This window comes from Bartonella clarridgeiae ATCC 51734 (assembly GCF_000518185.1).
GTDB classification, from domain to species: Bacteria; Pseudomonadota; Alphaproteobacteria; order Rhizobiales; family Rhizobiaceae; genus Bartonella; species Bartonella clarridgeiae.
Genome location: NZ_JADC01000010.1, coordinates 15,864 through 38,122 on the forward strand (window position 1 = coordinate 15,864; position 22,259 = coordinate 38,122).

Annotated in this window: 13 protein-coding genes and 1 tRNA gene; 8 read left to right on the forward strand and 6 right to left on the reverse strand. The window is 34.4% G+C overall.

Annotated elements, in window-relative coordinates:
• Window positions 1–590: 590 nt before the first annotated feature.
• Window positions 591–665, reverse strand: a tRNA-Glu gene (locus T420_RS0102365).
• A gap of 827 nt (window positions 666–1,492) precedes the next feature.
• Here T420_RS0102365 and glpX point away from each other — a divergent pair.
• On the forward strand, window positions 1,493–2,482 hold the full coding sequence (glpX, locus tag T420_RS0102375; RefSeq protein WP_013544987.1) for a class II fructose-bisphosphatase: 990 nt from the start codon (window positions 1,493–1,495) through the stop codon (window positions 2,480–2,482).
• Window positions 2,483–2,590: 108 nt separating this feature from the next.
• Here the strand turns inward: glpX and T420_RS0102380 are convergent, their stop codons facing one another.
• Window positions 2,591–3,697: a branched-chain amino acid aminotransferase gene (locus tag T420_RS0102380; protein WP_013544988.1), complete on the reverse strand. Its 1,107-nt coding sequence runs from the start codon at window positions 3,695–3,697 to the stop codon at window positions 2,591–2,593.
• Window positions 3,698–3,978: 281 nt separating this feature from the next.
• On the opposite strand from T420_RS0102380, the gene T420_RS0102385 reads away from it, so the two are divergent.
• Window positions 3,979–4,230, forward strand: coding sequence for a hypothetical protein (locus T420_RS0102385; protein WP_013544989.1), 252 nt, complete (start codon window positions 3,979–3,981; stop codon window positions 4,228–4,230).
• Window positions 4,231–4,398: 168 nt separating this feature from the next.
• On the opposite strand, the gene T420_RS0102390 is transcribed toward T420_RS0102385, so the two are convergent.
• From T420_RS0102390 to T420_RS0102400, 3 genes are all read right to left on the reverse strand, one after another.
• Window positions 4,399–6,825, reverse strand: a complete 2,427-nt coding sequence (locus tag T420_RS0102390) for an SPOR domain-containing protein (RefSeq protein ID WP_157861856.1) — start codon at window positions 6,823–6,825, stop codon at window positions 4,399–4,401.
• Between the two features lie 324 nt (window positions 6,826–7,149).
• Window positions 7,150–8,916, reverse strand: coding sequence for an arginine--tRNA ligase (gene argS, locus T420_RS0102395; protein ID WP_013544991.1), 1,767 nt, complete (start codon window positions 8,914–8,916; stop codon window positions 7,150–7,152).
• A gap of 2 nt (window positions 8,917–8,918) precedes the next feature.
• Complete coding sequence (locus tag T420_RS0102400) at window positions 8,919–10,148, reverse strand: deoxyguanosinetriphosphate triphosphohydrolase (protein WP_013544992.1); 1,230 nt, start codon at window positions 10,146–10,148, stop codon at window positions 8,919–8,921.
• A gap of 116 nt (window positions 10,149–10,264) precedes the next feature.
• Between T420_RS0102400 and T420_RS0102405 the strand changes: the two genes are divergently transcribed.
• From T420_RS0102405 to glmS, 5 genes are all read left to right on the forward strand, one after another.
• Window positions 10,265–10,588: a HesB/IscA family protein gene (locus T420_RS0102405; protein ID WP_013544993.1), complete on the forward strand. Its 324-nt coding sequence runs from the start codon at window positions 10,265–10,267 to the stop codon at window positions 10,586–10,588.
• A gap of 60 nt (window positions 10,589–10,648) precedes the next feature.
• Complete coding sequence (locus T420_RS0102410; protein ID WP_049785185.1) at window positions 10,649–11,614, forward strand: hypothetical protein; 966 nt, start codon at window positions 10,649–10,651, stop codon at window positions 11,612–11,614.
• A gap of 49 nt (window positions 11,615–11,663) precedes the next feature.
• Window positions 11,664–12,452, forward strand: coding sequence for a cytochrome c biogenesis CcdA family protein (locus tag T420_RS0102415; protein WP_013544995.1), 789 nt, complete (start codon window positions 11,664–11,666; stop codon window positions 12,450–12,452).
• Between the two features lie 15 nt (window positions 12,453–12,467).
• A complete protein-coding gene (gene glmU, locus T420_RS0102420) occupies window positions 12,468–13,817 on the forward strand; it encodes a bifunctional UDP-N-acetylglucosamine diphosphorylase/glucosamine-1-phosphate N-acetyltransferase GlmU (protein ID WP_013544996.1) in 1,350 nt (449 codons plus the stop codon).
• A 174-nt stretch (window positions 13,818–13,991) separates the two neighbouring features.
• Window positions 13,992–15,809, forward strand: coding sequence for a glutamine--fructose-6-phosphate transaminase (isomerizing) (glmS, locus tag T420_RS0102425; protein ID WP_013544997.1), 1,818 nt, complete (start codon window positions 13,992–13,994; stop codon window positions 15,807–15,809).
• A 240-nt stretch (window positions 15,810–16,049) separates the two neighbouring features.
• Here the strand turns inward: glmS and recG are convergent, their stop codons facing one another.
• The gene (gene recG, locus T420_RS0102430; RefSeq protein ID WP_013544998.1) at window positions 16,050–18,155 is read right to left on the reverse strand and encodes an ATP-dependent DNA helicase RecG; all 2,106 of its coding nucleotides are present in this window, start codon (window positions 18,153–18,155) and stop codon (window positions 16,050–16,052) included.
• A 396-nt stretch (window positions 18,156–18,551) separates the two neighbouring features.
• Between recG and dnaE the strand changes: the two genes are divergently transcribed.
• Window positions 18,552–22,040 carry a DNA polymerase III subunit alpha gene (gene dnaE, locus T420_RS0102435; protein WP_013544999.1) on the forward strand — a complete coding sequence of 1,163 codons (3,489 nt, stop codon included), beginning with the start codon at window positions 18,552–18,554 and terminating at the stop codon, window positions 22,038–22,040.
• Window positions 22,041–22,259 lie beyond the last annotated feature (219 nt).

A 22,259-nucleotide genomic window follows, 5' to 3' on the forward strand; every position in this document is an offset into this window, starting at 1 on the left:
AACTAAAATTTTTAAATTTAGTTATTGTATAAGAAATAGCATAAATAACAGGAGCGAGAAGCACTATGTTTATCTTGCAAGATATGCTTAATCTGTCAGAAGAAGATCGGATCAAAGCCTTAAAATTCCAACCTTTACTTTACAAAGAGAGAAAAGATTTTGTGAATAAAGTCAAAGATTGTCTTATACCATGGGAGTATCAAGTACTTGCTTTATAAGCAACTTGCTAAAAGTATCGGCATATCAGAAAGTAGAGCATGGGAAGTTACAGAAATTAATAAGAAAGCTCAAGAAGTATGCCAGGTAACCAGAAACAGAGCTCATGAGTCGAAAACGATAAGTATAGCCTGTTAAAAATATAAGGCATTGCATCTTTTTATTCATCGGGAAAGCTGTTGGGGTAGAGTATTGATTTAAAATACTTGTATCTATCTCAATTTTAATAATTTAAGGTGTGATAATTCCTTAAAAACTGGATTTATAGTGTGTTATTAAAGAAAAATATAAAATTCTACTCCTTCACCTTTATTAGATTGTCCTTGTCTTAAAAAACAATAAAATCAATAGACTATGTAAACAGAAAAAGCAACTGGTACGCCCAAGGGGAATCGAACCCCTGTTTCCGCCGTGAAAGGGCGATGTCCTAACCGCTAGACGATGGGCGCAAACCAGTGATGAGGCTTATAGAGAGGATCTTTTTACTTCGCAAGTCCTATAAGTGATTTTTTTAAAAAAAAATGCATTTTGTTGAATTATTTTTGAGACATGCATAGGATTATATAATCCAGATCATTTTACAAAACTTCAAATGATATAATATCTTATAAAAATCGATAATAAATTTTGATACGTAACAATAGTAATATTTTTATTGTTTTCGATAAAAAAATAGATGAAGATAATCAAATCAGGGTTTTATAATATGCAAAATAATTTTAAGTATCGTTTTATTAGTTTTTTATTATTTATTGTAGGATTTATGTATAGTGAAAACGTTACTTGACATAAACAAAAAGATTTATTCAAAAAAAATCACTATTTGCATTTTTTAATAAAACCGAAGATTGCTATAGAATAATTTACTAAGGTGCAGCAATATACATTTATTGGTCAGTTAAAAAATGAATAAATTGCAGGTTATAGATTTATTTGATGTAGTTAAACTAGAAGAGGATAAGCATCGCGAAGCTAAGATAATGTATTATGTTGAGAAAAAAGGTGAGAAACGGTAATTAATTTTCTTCTTTAATATTCACTTTAAAGCAAATTCTATAAATTTTTTCATTTATTATTTTTATATTTAGACAGATGAAATATTTGCGAACTGCAGCATTATATCAAAGATTCTTGATTTAGTTAATGAGCATTAAGAGGAATTGAATTATAGTTTTTTCTTGTGAAAATCTTTCATCTTTGCAAAAGCTGTATTATTGATATTTAGGAATAAAATGCTAACGTCGTTTTATTAATACTAATCCAATAGGACTTTTATATGACCCAATTAACTCAGAAGATTTTAAATGGACTCGATCGTATTTTAACTCTTGAATTAGTGCGTGTGACTGAATATGCTGCTGTTGCAGCTGCACGTTGGCGAGGACGTGGTGATGAAAAAGCAGCTGATCAAGCTGCTGTGGATGCAATGCGTCGAGAACTTAATTGTTTACCTATTGATGGTACGGTTGTAATTGGTGAGGGGGAGCGTGATGAAGCTCCTATGCTTTATATTGGAGAGAAAGTAGGACTTCAAAATGGAGTAGCAGTTGACATTGCACTTGATCCACTTGAGGGAACGACTATTTGTGCTAAAAGTCTTGCTAATTCACTTGCCGTGATTGCGATTGCCCAAAAAGGGAATTTGCTTTACGCTCCTGATGTTTATATGGAAAAAATTGCCATTGGTCCTGGTTATCCAAAGGGGGTGGTTGATATAGATGCTAAGCCTGCTGAAAATATTTATGCTCTTGCAAAGGCTAAGGGAGTGGATGCTAATCAAATTACTGTCTGCATTATGGATCGGCCTCGTCATACAGAATTGATTAATGAAGTGCGCAGAACGGGTGCGTCAATTCGTTTAATTGGTGATGGAGATGTTGCTGCTGTTATTCATACAACCGATTCAGATGCAACAGGTATTGATATTTATATGGGTATTGGCGGCGCACCAGAAGGTGTATTAGCTGCAGCAGCTTTACGTTGTATCGGTGGGCAAATGCAAGGGCGCTTACTACTTAATACAGAAGAGCAAATTGCTCGTGCTGCTAAAATGGGTATTAATAATCCTAATAAGGTTTATACAATGGAAGAAATGGCCAAGAGCGATGTTTTGTTTGCTGCAACGGGTGTGACTGATGGCAATATACTATCTGGTGTTAAATTTACTCGTGATTATATTCAAACAGATAGCCTCATGATGTGTTCATATACTGGGACAATTCGGAATATTAAAACAAAACACAGAAATCAGTCAAAATTTAACTGATTTCTTTTTAGTAGTGTTGCAAAAAATAAGGATGCATTGCTCAGAGAAATATATCCTTATGAATTCTTGAATATGAATTTTAAAGATTCTTTGTTCTTCATATATACGCTATGATATCTGAACAGAGTGTACCCAGCCGTTTTTATCTTCTATATTTCCTTTTTGTATATCGACAAGTTGTGTGCGAAGTTTTTCTGTGATCTCACCACATATTTCGTTCCCAATGATACATTCTCCGCCTTTATATTTAATACGGCCGATTGCTGTTATAACAGCAGCAGTGCCGCATGCAAAAGCTTCTTTAAGGCGACTATTTTTCACATCTTCTTTAAGTGTTTCAAAAGAATAAGGGCGCTCTTCTATTGTTAAACCCATTTGCTGTGCTAACTTTAAAATGGAATGACGAGTTATTCCTGCAAGAATAGTGTCGTTAAGTGCAGGTGTTACAAGTGTATTATTAGTCATAATGAAGCAAATATTCATTCCCCCGAGCTCTTCAATCCACCTATGCTCCACCATATCAAGAAAGAGTACCTGACTACAATTATTTTTAATTGCATTGTTTTGCGCGATTAGACTTGCTGCGTAGTTCCCACCACATTTGGCAGTTCCTGTCCCACCAGGACCAGCACGACTGTAGTCTGTTTCAAGCCATACACTAACAGTTGTTGCTTGCCCTGTAAAATATGATTCAACTGGAGATGCTATGATACAAAAAATATATTCTCGAGAAGGATGAACTTTCAATAGGCTGTCATTGCCAAACATAAAAGGGCGTAAATAGAGGCTAGCATTCGGGTAATCAGAAACCCATTTTTGGTCAATTTTTACTAATTGGTTCACTGCATCCAAAAAGATGTCTTTTGGTAATTCAGGCATAACTAATCGTTTCGCTGATTCTACAAAACGCTGTGCATTGGCATCAGGGCGAAATAACAAAATACGTCCATCTTTTGCACGATATGCTTTTAAACCTTCAAAGATTCCCTGCGCATAATGTAAAATAACACTTGCTGGACTAATTTCTAAAGATTTATATTGAGAAATAACAGCATCATGCCAACCTTTATCTTCATTCCATTTAATAATAACCATATGGTCTGTAAAAAACTGACCAAAACCAGGGCTTTGCAAAATTTCTTCACGTTTTTTATCTGACAAAGGTGAGGGATGCTTTTCTATTTTAAACAGAAGTGGTGATTTAAGAGAGTCCATAAGTTAAACCTTCTGAAACAATGTCTTATTTCTATATTTTTTGGTAGGATAATAAAATGTTTCTATTATAGTATTATTATTGGCAATTTCTTCGTTTCAATATTTTCTTACAGGATTTAGATTGTAGCAACTATTGATGTTTTGTTATTAGAATTTTGATTATAATCCTTATCGAGGAGTTTGGAACCTTTATAAGCGAATATCGTTTTCTGAGATACTGTAAATGTTTTTATCATTGAATGATGATTAAAAAGTAAGGAAACTGAGAAAAAGGATTCGCTATGATTGAAAAAAACTATCCAGTACATGAGGAGCGGAAAGCTGAAGAACAAGGAAACTGTAAATGGTTCAGTTCAATTGGTAAAAGTATTTTTACTATTGTTCTTGCTCTCCTCATTATTTGGTTTATTGCAGGATTTTTAGGAGCTTTTTGGAACAAATCACAAAGACATATGCCTGACAATAATACAACAGGGGTAAATCAAACGACAACAAATCCAAAAAAAAATCCAACAGCACCTTCAATACCTTAAAAAGTAATATGATTTTATCATTTTGAGAACCAGATATCTTTATAATATAAAAAGGATACAATTGAGCACAAGTAAAGAAAACTAGACATCTTAAAAGATAATCTGATACGAACTGAATATATTGGGAATATAATATAATGACAGCTGTTTAGTTTGTCACTATATTTGTTAATTTGTAATAAAACAGCTTCCCCCGGATCGTCTGATATCTTCACAAAGGTTTATAGCTTCATCACGATTTTGTGTTTGAACTCGGACACGATAGTAAGTACCTTTCCCTGATATAAGAGCAGATTGAATATTTAATGGTCGGGAGCCGATAACAGACCCAAATTTAGATTTTATTTTTCTCAAAGAATTTTTTGCTAGTTCAGAAGTAGGTTGGGATGAAAGTTGTACATAGTACCTTTCTCCATTTTCCATTGTTGTTTGTCTTGAAGAATCTGAATGAGAAGAAATAGGCATTGGAGCCTTTGAATTCAACTGGGATGGTGAAGGAACAGGTATAAATAAATCTCGCGTTTTTTCTTTAATAGCAGAGACAGAATTACTTTCTGTGGTGACATGACCAATATCAGTTATAGGAGTATGTCTTGTTTTTCCGCGATCCGTGAAGTTATATTCTGCTTCATTGTTCTTTGTATCAGATGATTGTAAAGGAACAGATAGCTGCTTTTGAGATTGTTCAGGTATAACTTTATGAGATTGTTCAGGTATAACTTTATTAGTTATTTCAAATTGAGTAACAGGTTTTTCATCTGTATGGCTACTCGAAGCCAATATAATTTTACCATCTGATTTTACAACAACAGTCTTAACTTCTCGTGTCGGAATAATATGATTAAGGGCTGTAGTGATTGCATCTTCAACATAAGCCTCATTAAGAGGAGAAGATGCAGGGTTCTCAGGTACTTTCTTGTTTAATACTGTTAAATCTTCAGGTGTTTCAGAATTGTCAAAAAGAACTTTTTGTGTACTTTCTTGTTTTGTATTTTTTTCAGTTATCTGTTTGTAAACGTCTAAATTGTGAGTAATATTATTCTCAGACTCAGTTATTTCTGGTTTGACTTTAAAAGGCGTATTATCAGCACGAATAATATTTAGATCTTCATTTGTATCTGATAATATAAAAAAGTGAATATAGCTAACGAGACCAATTGTTGCTATAATAAGAAAAGCAAGGCTTTTAGCGAGAATTCTTCCGATAGTAAAGCTTTTTGAGGAAGGATTCGCTAACGTATTAGTGGATGTTTCATTTGCATACTCATATTCTGAATCCTTAGGAAAGGAAGAGGAATAAAGTTTTCTATTTTCAGTGGAAGAATAGTTGGTATTTTGTTCTTGAGTATTTATGTTTAAATCTGCCATCAGATTTTGCTTAGCAGGATAAAAAGATTCATTTTTTTGTATTTGAGAAAAGTTTTCCGTTATAGTATTACCTATGCTAAATACATCAGCAAACTCTTTCTCTAAACTATCATTAGGCCCATCATATTTGGGTTCTTCATATGAAACTGCTGAAACCATAACTGGTTCAGTTTTTTCTACTATCTCCTCTGCAAATTTATAGGTATCAACATTGGGAGGAGAATTATCGCTATGTGTGAGATTTTCTATAGAAACACTACCCATTTGTGCGTTATCAAAGGTTCCTAATGTGGGGGGGAAATTTAAATTGTTTTGGTTATATTGCTTTCTTTGTTCATTATTTTTAGAGATGTTTTGAGTATTATGGATATCATTTCTAGTATATTGAATTTGGGCATTATTATATACTGAAGTTTTTGCAATATTATTTTCTTGTTTTAAATTTTCTTTTTCATGAGCATGAATAATACATTTTTCTTGTGAAAAATCTTCTAAATTAACGAATTTATCAGTTTGTGACGAATTCATGGTGGATGCAATATTAGTTAATTCATTTATTGCAATGCTGTTTATATTTGAAGCTGCATTAGAAGATGAATGTAATATACGCGCATTCGTGGAAGAAATTGGTGTATCGGTACAATGATTTTCAAGAGAATTTTGTTGAGAGGCTGCTGCTTCATATGAATAGTTTACAGATGTCTTGTAAGTACTTTTCTGATAATTATACTCCGGCTGTATGCCATAAACATCTATTTGCTGTGCCTTCACTGGAAAAGGAGGATTGGCCTCTTTATGTAGAGCTGCAGTAGATATATTATTACTCCTTGGATCTACACCATCAGTAAAAGAATTTCTTGTTTGTGCATTAAAATTATTTTCTTCAGAGGAACTAATATTAACAGGCTCTGATCTATTTTGCATTGCCTGAGCATTCCGGATCGGTAATGGAGAAAGTGTGTTTAAAATTTTCTCTTCATTATTATTGATATGATCATTGTTATTGATATGAGGAGAATGTTCTACTTTAGAAAAAAAATTATTTTGATCTGAAAGATTTACAGCAAAATCTTTTAACATATTTATGTGGTTTTGGTTATTAGCATTTAATTGCGTGTTCGATTGTTCATTGTTATCAAATGGTAATTCGCCACCTAAATTATTTTCAGTGATGTCTTCCAAAAAAGGTAAATCAAATGAAGAATAATCTCCAGAAACTTGAGACACTGAATGTTCTGCTTTTAATGGAGATTGGGCATTTTGAGCATTCTTTTTTTCATTTTCTAGATTTGAATTGAAAATTTGCGTAAGCCTTTCCACAGGATCATAATGCTCATGATCTCGCTCGGTTTTCTCTAGATTTTTGCGATCATTATCGCTCATAGGTCTTCTCACATGACAATCTGTATCTTTTTATGTACATCTATTAATTCCGATTTTATTATGCACTAAACTAATTTACTGTATATTAAATTTAGGTCTTTATAAATTAAAGAATATACAAAAAATATTTTAAATTAAATACCCATTTTATATATTTATAGAACTTTTTCAACGCATTTCTGTTGGTGCTTTTACTCCAATAATTGTGAGTCCCGATGATAAAATATTAATAATAGCTTGAATCAAACCAAGTCTGGCTAATGATAGTTCTTTATTATCAGTTTTAATAAAACGTAAATTAGGATTATCATTGCCTTTATTCCAATGTCCATGGAAGTGTGATGCAAGATCATAAAGATAAAATGCTAATCGATGTGGTTCTTTATGAATGACGGCTTGTTCAATGATACGTGGATATTCCGCGAGTTTGCGTATTAATAATATTTCACTCTCATCTACTAATTGGTCAAGATGTGCGATCATTGTATCGTTTGAAAGATTTTCAGTAAGAAAGCTTTCTTGTGTTTGACGAAAGATTGAGTGACAACGTGCATTTGCATATTGTACATAAAAAATTGGATTATCTTTCGATTGTTCTGTCACTTTTGCAAAATCAAAATCAAGAGGTGCTTCACATTTACGATAAAGCATCATAAAGCGAACTGGATCATAGCCAACTTCTTCTACAACATCACGAAGAGTAACAAATGATCCAGCCCTTTTGGACATACGCACTGGTTGACCATCTCGAAAAAGCTTTACTAACTGACACAATAAAACGGTTAGTGTGGCTTTATTGCCAGAAATTGCTTTTGCTACAGCTTCTAATCGCTTTACATAACCAGTGTGATCTGCACCTAGAATATAAATCATTTCATCAAAGTGGCGATTAAATTTATCACGAAAATAAGCAACATCAGCGGCAAAATAAGTATAAGAACCATCTGATTTAATTAAGGCACGATCTTGGTCGTCACCAATATCAGTTGAACGAAATAAGGTTTGCTCGCGCGGTTCCCAATCTTCTATGTTTTGCCCTTTTGGTGGTGGTAATGTGCCCTTGTAGATATAACCACTTAAAGTAAGGTCATTAATTGTACTACGAATGGCTTGCGCATTATTTTCATAAAGTGTGCGTTCCGAGAAAAAGACATCATGATAAATATTAAGAGCAGCTAGATCTTTGCGGATAATTGCCATCATTGAATCGATTGCATGTTCTTTTACTATGGATAAAGCTTCTTCTTGATCTATGATTAATAATTTTTCACCAAATTTTTGAGCAAGTGATTGCCCTAATGGTATTAAATATTCACCTGGGTAAAGCCCTTCTGGAATTTCACTAATTGTTTGTCCAAGTGCTTCACGATAACGCAACATTACAGAGTGAGCGAGTATTTTTATTTGTTCACCAGCATCATTGATGTAATATTCTTTAGTAACTTCATGACCAGTAAATTGAAGCAAATTAGCAAGAACATCCCCAATAACAGCACCGCGGCAATGACCAACGTGCATGGGGCCAGTTGGATTTGCGGATACATATTCTATATTGACTTTTTTCCCTTGTCCTATTTCAGTTCGGCCATAGGATATCCCTTTTTCAATCATTGTCTTTAAGGTTTCTTGCCAAAATGATTGTGTGAATTTAATATTAATAAATCCAGGACCAGCTACATTAATATGATCAATGTAGTCAAAAGATTGATCATTATTTAGAAGTTCTATAATTTTTTCTGCAAGAGCACGTGGATTTAGTCCAACAGATTTAGCAAGTACCATAGCAGCATTTGTTGATAAATCGCCATGTAAAGAATCACGTGGCGGATCAGCAACGATTTTTGATAAATCTAAAATTTTTCCATTTTTTTCTTTTATATCAGATAATTCGATTAGTTTTTTAATTTTATTTTCGAAATTCTTAAAAACATTCATGTTCAAATTCCATGTTGTATTTGAAATTGTAAATCGAAATCATCTGTATGGTTAAATAATCGATAATATTCACGCAAGGCATAATGATCGGTCATACCTGATAAAAAATCAGCAATAAGCCGCGCTAATTTTTGATCGGTTAAATCAGTTATTTTAATGTACCAATTTTCAGGCAATAAGTTTGGATTTTTATAATAACAGTCGAATAATTTTCGCACAATGCGTTTTGCTGTACTGCGACGTGCAAGGATTTTATCGTGATAATAAAGATTTTGAAAGAGAAAATGCTTTAACTGTTTTTCTTGAATAGCCATTATTGGAGAAAAGGTAACAATAGTTTGCTTCGCTTGATAAATATCGTTTATACTCTTTGGTTTGATGAGTGCTAAATTTTTTTGTGATTGTTCAATAACATCTTCAACCATGATCGTTATTTGTCTACGTACCAATTCATATCCGTATAGAGTTTGGTCAAGTTTTGGATATTTTTTTTTGATATCTTTTAATAATGAAGCGGTCAAAGAAACTTGCTCAAACTGATTAATTGTTAAAAAGTGTGAACGTAGACCATCGTCGATATCGTGAGCGTTGTAAGCAATATCATCAGCAATAGCTGCACATTGCGCTTCTAATCCAGCAAAGCAATTAAGCTCAAGATTCTGTTGTGCATTATATTGCAAAATATCAATAGAAACATTTTTATTGCTAGAATGAGAACCTAAAAGAGGACCGTTATGCTTTACAAGTCCTTCAAGTGTTTCCCAGGTAAGGTTTAATCCATCAAAATCTGCATAGCGTTGTTCTAATTTTGTAACAATCCTTAGCGCTTGTGCGTTATGATCAAACCCGCCATAAGGTGCCATCGCTTCATTCAGAGCATCTTCTCCTGCATGGCCAAAAGGCGTATGCCCAAAATCATGAACAAGAGCAATAGCTTCTGCGAGATCTTCATCAAGGCTTAGTGCACGGGCTAATGTGCGGGCAATTTGAGAAACTTCGATTGAATGGGTAAGTCGTGTCCGATAATGATCACTTTCATCAGCAATAAAAACCTGAGTTTTATGTTTAAGACGTCTAAATGCATTGGAATGAATAATACGATCACGATCTCGTTGAAAAGGTGTACGTGTGGTGTTTTCTACCTCATAAAATAGTCTGCCACGGCTTTTTTGGGGGTTCGTGCTATATACAGCTCGAGATTGATAATTGTAATTGATATTGTTTATATCCATTGCAAGTTATCCATTCTCACTTTAAATTTAGAATCAGTCATTATTAACAAAATTCTATGTATTTTGGATACTCTTTCTTTACAATTGAGTTCATTAATTCAAGGATCTAGTAACTTATGAGTGTGAATATTTCAGATTTTGCTGCCAAACAAATTGCAAAGATACTTGCAGGACAACCCGGAAAAATAGCTTTACGTATTTCTGTTGAAGGGGGTGGATGTTCAGGATTTTCTTATAAATATGATTTGGTCTCTGAAAATAAAGAAGATGATTTTATTATTAAAAAAGATGGAGCGGTTGTATTTATTGATTCAATATCTCTTCCTTTCATGGAGGGAGCTGAAATTGATTTTGTTGATGATCTTATGGGGCAATCTTTTCAAATTCATAATCCTAATGCTAGGTCATCATGTGGTTGTGGCGTTAGCTTTTCAATTTAGAATAATTGCTTTTCTATATTACTTCTTGAAAAGATTATTGATTTGATCAACAATGTAAAAATGGGAATTTTTATAAAAAAATCATATCAGATTTTGTGGCTGATAATGGCGTGTGCCTTATTAATTTGGAGTAGTTTTACATTTTCTGAAGAAAGGGAATTTAGAAGGAATCAAGGAGAACAATCAGCTAATTCCATTATAGATTCTCATGATCATAAAAAGGAAAATTCATATCTTTCGCAGCTTATATTAAATGCCCAACTAACGAATAATAATGAAAATATTATGAGCGGGTTAGTATGGCGTGTTTATGCACCTATTTTAGGGAATGAAAATAAGTTACTCTTGGTTGCAATTTATGAGGGTGGTACTGCACGTTTTGATTTAAAACCAGGGAGCTATCTTATTCATGTTTCATTTGGTCATGCAAGCTCTGTGGAACATGTTAGCTTAGAAAATGGGCAACATCTTATTAAGAATTTTAATCTTGATGCTGGTGGTGTTGTTTTCAATAGTACATTATTTAATGGTACAATTAATGAAAAAGAATTGCGTTTTACTATATATGAAGATGAAAAAGAAAATGATGATACGGGTGTAATCCTAGCAAATGTTAAAGCACAATCAGTTGTGCGTTTAAAAGCTGGTCACTATCACGTTGTTTCTCATTATGGTTCTGTTAATGCCATTATACGCTCAGATATTCAAGTAGAGGCCGGTAAAATTACTGAAGTGACCCTTGAACATCAAGCTGCTCAAATTATCTTAAAGTTGGTACGTCAAGAAGGAGGAGAAGCATTAGCAGATACAAGTTGGTCTATTACTAATGATTCTGGTGATATCATTTATGAAACAGTTGGTTCTTATGTTTTGCTTGTGTTAGTAGAGGGTGATTATATTGCTATTGCTAAAAATAAAGACAAAATTTATCAAAAGGTTTTTTCGGTAATTTCTGGCCATGATAAAGATGTGAATGTTATAGCAAATTCAAAAAATATACAACAATTTAATGAATCAATGGATTGATTCATTATTTTGAACGTAAATTATAATTATAAAGGGGATATTTAAAGTTTTGGTTTTAGAGTTTTCGACATTTAGTGTATTTTTTGCTGGTGCATTGTCTTTTTTATCACCATGTGTTTTGCCATTAGTTCCTCCTTATTTGTGCTATATGGCAGGTGTTAGCATTGATGATTTTCAATCAGAAAAACAAACTAGAAAAGCATCTATACGTTTAGTACTTTTGTCTTCTGTTATTGCTTTCGTGCTTGGGTTTACAACTGTTTTTGTTGTATTGGGTGCAAGTGCAAGTACACTTGGTAAATTTATTGGTTACTATCGTGATTGGTTCGCTATTGCTTCTGGAATTATCATTATTATTTTTGGTTTAAATTTTTTAGGTGTTTTTAAAATTGGTTTTTTACTGCGTGAGGTACGTTTTCAAGCACGAAAAACACCTGCTGGACCTTTAGGAGCTTATATTATTGGTTTAGCTTTTGCATTTGGTTGGACACCATGTATTGGTCCAATTTTGGGGCCTATTATAACACTTGCAGGAACGAAAGAAACTGTAAGTGAAGGAGCTATACTTTTAGGAGTTTATGCATTAGGTCTTGGAGTGCCTTTTCTGTTAGCTGCTTTATTTTCAAGTAGTTTCATGGGTTTTTTACGGGCTTTTCGTATTCATTTAGGAAAAGTTGAAAAAATTATAGGTATTTTTCTGATTATTACAGGTATTTTATTTTTGACAGGTTCCATGCAAAACTTATCATTTTGGCTTTTAGAAAATTATCCTTTGTTGAGTAATATTGAAACTATTAGTTGGCATGATATTTTAAGTTTATTTGGACTTTTTCGTTAGTTTTATGTGCTTTTTATGGTTAGAAGTTGTCTTTCTATTGTTCTAGCAGCAGGTGAGGGGACGCGTATGAAATCGTCTCTTCCAAAGGTGCTTCATAAAGTAGCTGGGTTGCCACTTGTGTGTCACGTGATAAGACAAATAGAATTATTAGATTTTACACAATTAGCGGTGGTTGTAGGGGGTGGTGCAGAAGATGTTACTAAAGTTGTACAATCATTTGTAAAAAATGCGATGATTTTTGAACAAAAAGAGCGTTTAGGTACTGCTCATGCTGTTTTATCTGCTCGATTTGCTTTGCAACAAGAAGTGGATGATGTTCTCATTATTTTTGGAGATACTCCTTTAATTGAACAAGATACATTGGTCAAAATTCGTGAACAACTTGCGAAAGGAGCAGATGTTGTTGTCACTGGTTTTTATACTTCTAATCCAAAAGGTTATGGTCGTCTTCTCAAGAAAAATGGTAAGATTGTAGCGATTATAGAAGAAAAAGATGCAAGCGATGAAGAGAAAAAAATTTCTTTTTGTAATGGCGGAATAATGGCCATTAATGGGAAGTATGCTCTTTCTCTATTAGATAAAGTTGATAATGACAATTTGAAAAAAGAATATTATCTGACCGATATTGTTTCTATTGCAGCGTGTGAGGGTTTAAATGTTCAGGTTGTTGAAGTACCTTTTGATAATGTTGTAGGAATTAATAATTGTTTTGAGCTTTTTGAGGTTGATATTTTATGGCAAAAACGTAAAGCGCGTGATCTCATGTTATCTGGTGTTAGAATACTAAAACCAGAAAGTGTTTATTTTTCTTATGACACGGAAGTTGAAAAAGATGTTGTGATTGAGCCAAATGTCTATTTTGGACAGGGGGTAAAAGTGCGATCTGGTGCAGTTATTCATGCATTTAGCTATTTAGAAGGTGTTGTGATTGGTATGGATGCGCAGATTGGACCTTATGCACGTTTGCGGCCTGGAACAGAGTTAGAACGATCGGTTAAGATTGGAAATTTTTGCGAAATTAAGCATGCAAAAATAGGAGAGTTTTCCAAGATTAACCATTTGAGTTATATCGGTGATGCAGAAATTGGAATGCATACTAATATCGGAGCTGGTACGATTACTTGCAATTATGATGGTTTTAAAAAACATAAAATTGTGATTGGCGACAATGCTTTTATTGGTTCTAATTCAGCACTTGTTTCTCCTTTGATCATAGGGGAAAGAGCCTATATCGCTTCAGGAAGTGTTATCACTGAAAATATTCCCGCCGATAGTATGGCTTTAGGACGTGCCCGGCAGGTGATAAAAGAAGATCGTGCAAAAAAATTACGTGAGCGTTTATCAGCAAATAAACAAAAGAATTAATTGTTTTTATTTATCTCTCAGTTTTAATAGTAATTTAATAATTCTTTAGAGAGTTGTTCTTAGTTATGACCATGTCATATCAATTTATAATGGCCGCTTAAAATCTAGAATGAAGATCATTTAATTATTTTATAGTGTCTATTATAAATTTGTGATGTAAATTGGAGTTTTTTAATGTGTGGAATTATTGGAATTCTTGGAAATAAATCTGTTGCATCCCGTTTGATTGATGGTTTGAAGCGCCTTGAATATAGAGGGTATGATTCCTCTGGTTTAGCAACAGTGCATAATGAGCGTCTTCACCGTGTTCGTGCTGAAGGTAAATTGGTTCATTTAGAAGAAAAGTTAAGAAAAACACCTTTGGAAGGTAATTTAGGGATTGGTCATACCCGTTGGGCTACACATGGAAACGCAGTAGAGCGAAATGCTCATCCTCATATGACTGAGCGACTTGCGGTTGTTCATAATGGTATTATTGAAAATTTTTTAGAACTACAAAAGGAACTAGTTGAAGATGGTTATACCTTCGAAACAGAGACTGATACGGAAGTTATTGCCCATTTGATTACGCGCGAATTAAAAAATGGCCTTTCTCCACAGGAAGCGACATACACAGGTTGGAAAAGGTTACAGGGTGCTTTTGCTCTTGCTCTTATTTTTGAAGGTGAAGACAATCTTATGATTGCTGTTCGTTCCGGTCCACCGTTAGCGATTGGCTATGGCAGAGATGAATTTTTTGTAGGATCAGATGCAATTGCTTTAGCTCCATTTACAAATCGTATAAGCTATATGGAAGATGGAGATTATGCAGTTATCAAGCGTGAAGGAATAAAAATTTACGATACAGATAATCAGCTGGTAAAACGCCCTATTACAACATTATTTGAAGGATCTTTGCTGGTTTCTAAAGGTCATCACCGTCATTTTATGCGTAAAGAAATGTTTGAACAACCTGAAGTTGTTTCACATAATTTGACGCATTATCTTGATTTTAGAAAATACACTGTGCTTGAAAATTTGATTGATTGGAGCAATATTAACCGAATATTATTCGCTAGTTGTGGAACAGCTTATTATTCAACTTTAGTTGCGCGTTATTGGTTTGAAAATTTTGCTGCTTTAAGTATTGATAATGATGTAGCTTCTGAATTCCGTTATCGTGAACCACCTATAACATCTGCTGTGTTATCAGTGTTTGTTTCTCAGTCTGGTGAAACGGCTGATACGTTGGCATCCTTACGCTACTGCAGAAATCTTGGTATAAAAACAGCAACAGTTGTGAATGTTATGCAGTCAACTATGGCAAGAGAAGCTGATTTTGTTTTACCGACATTCGCAGGCCCAGAAATTGGTGTTGCTTCAACAAAAGCTTTTACTTGTCAATTATCCACCCTTGCTGTAATGGCGCTTAGTGCAGCTAAGCAGCGTGGATATCTTTCAAAAACAACAGAACAGCAATTAGTTCAGCAATTAGCAGAAGTACCTCGGATTTTAAATGAAGTTTTAAAACTGGATGAAAAAATTGAAGAATTATGTCGTAGTTTAGTAAATGCAAAAAGTGTACTCTATCTTGGGCGGGGTACTTCTTATCCAATTGCTTTAGAGGGAGCGCTCAAACTGAAAGAGCTTTCTTATGTTCATGCTGAAGGTTATGCTGCTGGTGAGTTAAAACATGGGCCAATTGCACTGATTGATGAAAAAATACCGGTTATTATTGTTGCACCTTATGATAGATGGTTTGAAAAAACATTCTCTAATATGCAAGAGGTAGCTGCTCGCAATGGCCGTATTATTTTAATAACGGATAAAAGGGGAGAAGCAGCAATTCATTTTAATTCTTCATCAACTATTATCTTACCAAATGTTCCAGAATTTATTGCTCCTATTATTTATGCTTTGCCTATTCAGTTAATCGCTTATCATACAGCTGTTTTGTTGGGAACGGATGTTGATCAACCACGTAATTTGGCAAAATCAGTGACTGTTGAGTAAAAAGTGATTTATTTAAAAGAACTATAAAAATTATAAAAGAGCATTTACAACAAATATATAAAAATATTTTTATTTTATCGGAATTATTTTTTAAATATATCATCAATAATAATTAGAATGCTTTTAATACCCTTCTTGAAGCTCATTAAGAGTATATTTATACTTATGAGTGTATCAGAATCTTTTCTAACAACTTACAACTGAGTTTTTGGTGATTTTATTGAAAAAATTATTTTAAAATTAACCTGCACGTATTAATTGAAGAGCATCATCGCGTCCAAAAAGATAAAGAAGCAAGCGTACAGCTTGTCCTTGTTCTGAAGAAAGATTAGGATCGCGTTTTAAAAATAAATGTGCATTCCTCTTTGCTATAAGTAAAAGATCACTATGTACTGCAAGGTTTGCTATATAGAATTCAGGCATACCAGATTGTCGTGTTCCTAAAAGTTCTCCTTCACCCCGTAAACGCAAATCCTCTTCAGCAATTTTAAAACCATCTTCTGTATTGCGCATGATGTTAAGACGTGCTTCAGCTGTTTTTGTGAGAGGGCTTTTGTATAGTAGAATACAGGAAGATTTTTTATTTCCTCGTCCAACACGTCCACGTAATTGGTGCAGTTGTGCAAGACCAAAATGTTCCGCATGTTCTATGACAATGATTGAAGCATCAGGAATATCGATTCCCACTTCAATGACTGTAGTTGCAACCAAAATGCATATATTTGCATTTTTAAAAGATGTAATTACTGCTTCTTTTTCATCAGTAGACATTTTACCATGTATCATACCGACATGAGCTCCAAACCGTTTTTGTAAGCTCGCAAAGCGATTTTCAATGGAAGTAAGCTCGAGAGTTGTGGATTCTTCCACAAGGGGACAGATCCAATAAATTTTTTCTTCTTTTTGTAACGCAGTAGCAATTCGTTCTATAAGTTCGTTGATCCGTTCTGAAGGAATTGTTGCGGTTGTAATGGGTTGACGTCCAATTGGTTTGTCTGTAATTTTTGATACGTCCATATCACCATAAGATGTTAGTACTAACGTACGTGGAATAGGGGTTGCTGTCATAACAAGCATGTCAGGTTTATTGCCTTTTGCTGTAAGGGTAAGACGTTGGTGTACACCAAAACGATGCTGCTCATCAATAATAGCTAGGGCAAGATTGTTATAGGTAACATTTTCTTGTATCAGAGCGTGGGTACCAATAATGATAGAAGTTTCTCCTGATAAAATAGCATCAAGGATATTTGCGCGCACCTTTCCTTTTTCTCGTCCAGTTAATAGAGCTGTTTTTAAACCGATTTTTTCAACAAGAGGAGTGATTGTAGCAAAGTGTTGTCGAGCAAGAACTTCTGTTGGAACCATTAAGGCTGATTGTCCTGCATTTTCAGCAATTTGAGCTATTGCCATCAGTGCAACTACAGTTTTTCCTGTTCCTACATCACCTTGAAGAAGCCTTAACATGGGTTCAGGTGAAGCTAGATCACTTTCAATATCTTTTATTGCTTTTATTTGTCCATTTGTAAGCTGGAAAGGCAGGACTTCAAGTAGTTTTTTAGTATAAGCACCTGTTGATGGGCGAGAAATCCCTGAAAGTGATTTAGTTTCTAAACGTACAAGACCAAGAGCTATTTGACTAGCGAAAAATTCATCATAGGCAAGGCGCTTACGCGCTGTACTTTCTAAACTGAGATCATCAGGATTTATAGGAGCATGAATACGGCGTAAAGCAACAGGAAAAGAAGAAAAATTGTGCTCTTTTTTTACACTTTCCTCTATCCATTCTGGTAAGGGAGGAATACATTCAAGAGCTTTTTGCATTGCGCGTCTTATTGTTTTTGTAGAGAGCCCGGCAGTAGAAGGATAGATCGGTTCAATGAATGGTATTTGATCTAATTGTTCATGGAAGGCTATATGATCAGGGTGAATCATTGAGAGCTGTCCTTTAAACCGTTCTACTTTACCTGATACGATTACTTTTTTTCCTTCTGGCAATTGCTTTTCTAGCCAAGGGCGTTGGGCATGAAAAAATATTAAGTTTATTGTACCTGTTTGATCGTGACCGATGACACGGTAAGGTGATCGGCTATAATTCGTTGGTGGTGTATGTTGATCGATAGTAATCTCAAGGGTAACAATACCTCCTTCTTGTGCGAAAGCAATACCGGGTCGTTTTCTGCGGTCTATAACAGAATGAGGCATCAATCGGAGAAGATCAATAAGAGTGGGTTCGCGTTGCGTAAAATTAATATTTAAAACTTTAGCAAGTAAAGAACATATTTTTATATTGACTCCCGCAAGGGTGCTAATAGAGGTAAAAAGGGGATTCAAAAGGCTTGGACGCATACGAAAATTTAGCTTTCTTTGTTTATTTTTTCTAGTGTTTAGAAAGAATTTTTTGAAGATAAATCACGCAGTAATAGTATATGATAAGTATTTGCGTTATTGTTTTCTTAAGACTTGGATCATGAAATTAAATAGTCTGATAATGAAGAAAATGAGAACATGATAAAAAGGTAATCAACATTAGTCATTTTATATGATACTCTATTTTAGTTTATATGAGTTTTTTATTATGACTATAGGCATTTTTTTGATAGTTATTTATGGATATCAATGAAATTATTATTACATCTTCTAGATATTCTAGAATGCCAGAATTGTAGCTTAGTATAAATCAAAAATCGTTTTTACAAGATAAAAATTGCAATTTGGCATCTATTTTAATAGGAAATAGTGCAAGTGTCAGGAAAAAAAAGAAAAACACTAGATAATAAAGATTCTCTCCCTCGCTTTATTCACTTGAGGGTGCATTCGGCTTATTCACTTCTTGAAGGTGCTTTAAAAATCAAACAAATCATTCAGCACGCAATTTCTGATCATATGCCTGCCATAGCTATCACGGATACAAATAATTTATTTGGTGCTTTAGAATTTTCACAATACTGTTTTGCTGATGGTATTCAACCTATTATTGGTTGTCAACTTGCTATTGATTTTGATGATGAAAATTGTAACTCGTCTTTAGCTAAATTGCGCCATCCTTCTGATTATTCTTCCATCGTATTATTTGCTGCTAGTGAAACAGGTTATGCGCATTTGGTTCGACTTGTTAGTAGAGCATATCTTGATAAGAATGATAATGATCTTCCTCACATTAAAGCTGATTTGCTCTTGACCCATCATGAAGGAATTATCGCTTTAACTGGTGGTCGAAGTGGTCCGATTAATTTGGCTTTGGCTGAAGATAGAAAAGAACGAGCTGTTGAGCGTTTAACTTATTTGAAAAAAATTTTTGGTGATCGTCTTTATGTTGAATTACAACGGCATGGTTCTTATGATCGGAAAGTGGAAGCAGTTCTCATTGAATTAGCTTACACCTATGAGATTCCTCTTGTTGCTACTAATGAAGCGTTTTTTCTCAATAAAGAAGGATATGCTGCTCATGATGCACTCATGGCGGTTGCAGAAGGACAAGTTGTTTCTGATCCAGATCGTAAACGTGTGACACCAGATCATTATTTAAAGTCGCAAGATGAAATGATTTCATTGTTTTCTGATCTTCCAGAAGCTTTGGAAAATAGCGTTGAAATTGCTTTACGCTGTCATGCTTATGCACCAATTAGAAAACCAATTTTGCCACGTTTTATAGAGCAATCTGCAGATACATCTTCTGTTTTAGAATCAGAAGCTAAAGAATTATTAAATCAAGCTGAAGCAGGTTTAAAAATGCGTCTTGAGACAATTGGCTTAGCAGAAGGCTATACAATTGCAGATTATGAGCAGCGGCTTAATTATGAAATTTCAATTATTACGCGGATGCAATTTTCTGGTTATTTTCTCATTGTTTCGGATTTTATCAAATGGGCAAAAGCTCACGATATTCCTGTCGGTCCAGGGCGTGGTTCTGGTGCTGGCTCGCTTGTTGCTTATGCGCTGACTATCACCGATGTTGATCCTTTGCGCTTTTCTCTTTTATTTGAACGTTTTCTTAATCCAGATCGTGTTTCTATGCCAGATTTTGATATCGATTTTTGTCAAGAACGACGCGAAGAGGTTATTCGTTATGTTCAAAAAAAATATGGCTGTGATCAAGTAGCGCAGATCATTACATTTGGTAAATTGCAAGCACGTGCAGTATTGCGTGATGTTGGTCGTGTTTTAGAAGTACCTTATCGTCAGGTAGACTATCTTACAAAATTAGTTCCTGCTACTCCCGGTAGTAATGTTGAGCTAGCACAAGCTATTATCGATGAACCAAAATTTGAAGAAGAAAAGAAAAAGGATCCTGTTATTGGGCGTATGTTGGATATAGCGCTTCAGCTAGAAGGACTCTATCGTCATGCCTCCACTCATGCTGCAGGGATTGTTATTGGTGATCGTCCATTATCAGAGCTTGTACCGATGTATCGTGATCCGCGCTCTGATATGCCTGTAACTCAATTTAACATGAAGTATGTTGAACAATCTGGACTGGTAAAATTTGATTTTTTAGGTTTAAAAACGCTTACTGTTTTAAAGATGGCTGTAGATTTTGTTGCACGGAAAGGTACAAAAGTAGATTTATCCCATATTCCCCTTAATGATGAAGTGACTTACGCTATGATGTCACGTGGTGAAACAGTTGGCGTGTTTCAAGTTGAAAGTGCTGGTATGCGTAAAGCGCTTATCGGAATGAAACCAGATTGCATTGAAGATATTATTGCACTTGTAGCCCTTTATCGTCCTGGTCCGATGGAGAATATTCCGACATATAATATACGCAAGCATAAAGAAGAAGAAATTACCTCTATTCATCCTAAAATAGATCATTTGGTTAAAGAAACGCAAGGTGTTATTGTTTATCAAGAACAGGTGATGCAGATTGCTCAGGTGCTTGCTGGTTATTCACTTGGAGAAGCAGACTTATTGCGTAGGGCTATGGGTAAAAAAATCCATAAGGAAATGCAAGAACAACGTACACGTTTTGTAAGTGGAGCTGTTGATGGTGGTATTGATAAGGATCAGGCTAATGTTATCTTTGATCTTTTAGCAAAATTTGCGGATTACGGTTTTAATAAGTCGCATGCTACTGCTTACGCAATCGTTTCTTATCATACAGCTTATATGAAAGCACACCATCCTGTAGAGTTTTTGGCTGCATCTATGACATATGATATGACAAATACAGATAAGCTAAATGATTTTTGGCGTGAGGCATTAAGACTAGGAATTGAGGTTATTGCGCCTTGTGTGCAAACATCACACCGCATTTTTGAAGTTGGTGAGAATTGTATTTATTATTCTCTTTCTGCCGTTAAAGGAGTCGGAGATGTGGTGGTTGATCATATTGTGGCTTGTCGTGGAGATAAGCCTTTTAAGGATTTAGAAGATTTCTGTGAACGTATTGATCCTCGTATTGTGAATAAGCGTGCTATGGAAAGTTTGATTTATGCTGGTGCTTTTGATTGTTTTAATGTTGCACGTGAAGTTCTATTGGCAAGCCTTGTAACTCTTAATGCACGTGCTCTTCGTATTCTTGATAACAATTCTAGTGGCCAAATTGATATATTTGGGATGATAGGTGGATTAAAAGAACCTTTGATTTTATCTCAAGCTTCTCCTTGGTCTCCCGCTGAGAAACTCCATTATGAATTTCAGGCAATAGGTTTTTACTTTTCTGCTCATCCTTTGAGCGAGTACCAAGATGTTCTTATTAAAAAACGTGTTCAGACTTGGAAAAATTTTGCTGCCTCAGTTAAAGGAGGAGCAACCGCTGCTAGGCTTGCTGGGACTATTGTAGCGAGAAAAATTCGCAAAACAAGATCTGGTAAGAAAATGGGGGTTATTCAGTTTTCTGATACGAGTGGGCAGTATGAAGCAGTTATATTTTCCGAAGGACTTTCTGTGTACGGAGATATGCTGGAGTCTGGAAAGTCTTTTATCATTACAGTTATTGCAGAGGATCGCTCTGAAGGAATTAGTTTACGTATTGAAACAATTGAATCTTTAGAAGAACAGGCACTGCGACATCATAAAATGATGCGTCTTTTCATAAAAACAACAGATATGCTTCCGCAAATTAAGCAGAATTTAGATTCTAAAGGTAATGGAGAGGTAGCGCTTATACTGATTCAAGAGGATGGACTTCGAGAAGTTGAGATAGCTCTCCCCAAAAAGTATAAAGTGGATTCACGCGTAGTCAATGCTATGAAAGCCCTTCCTGGTATTGTCGATGTCGAGTTGAGCTAAATTAATAGGATAACGATTATTTATTTAGAGCAAGTAAATATTACATTTATTTGGTATTTTGAGAGTTATATTTTGAGTTAGGTTGAAATATTAAAGTAAGCTGATATTGGGAAATTTATATTTGCAAAATGAATGCCTCTATTTGCTTTACAAATTTTATTATTGAAGTTCAAAATCTTTTTATATTTACGATAAAAATAGATTAATAATTTTAGTTAC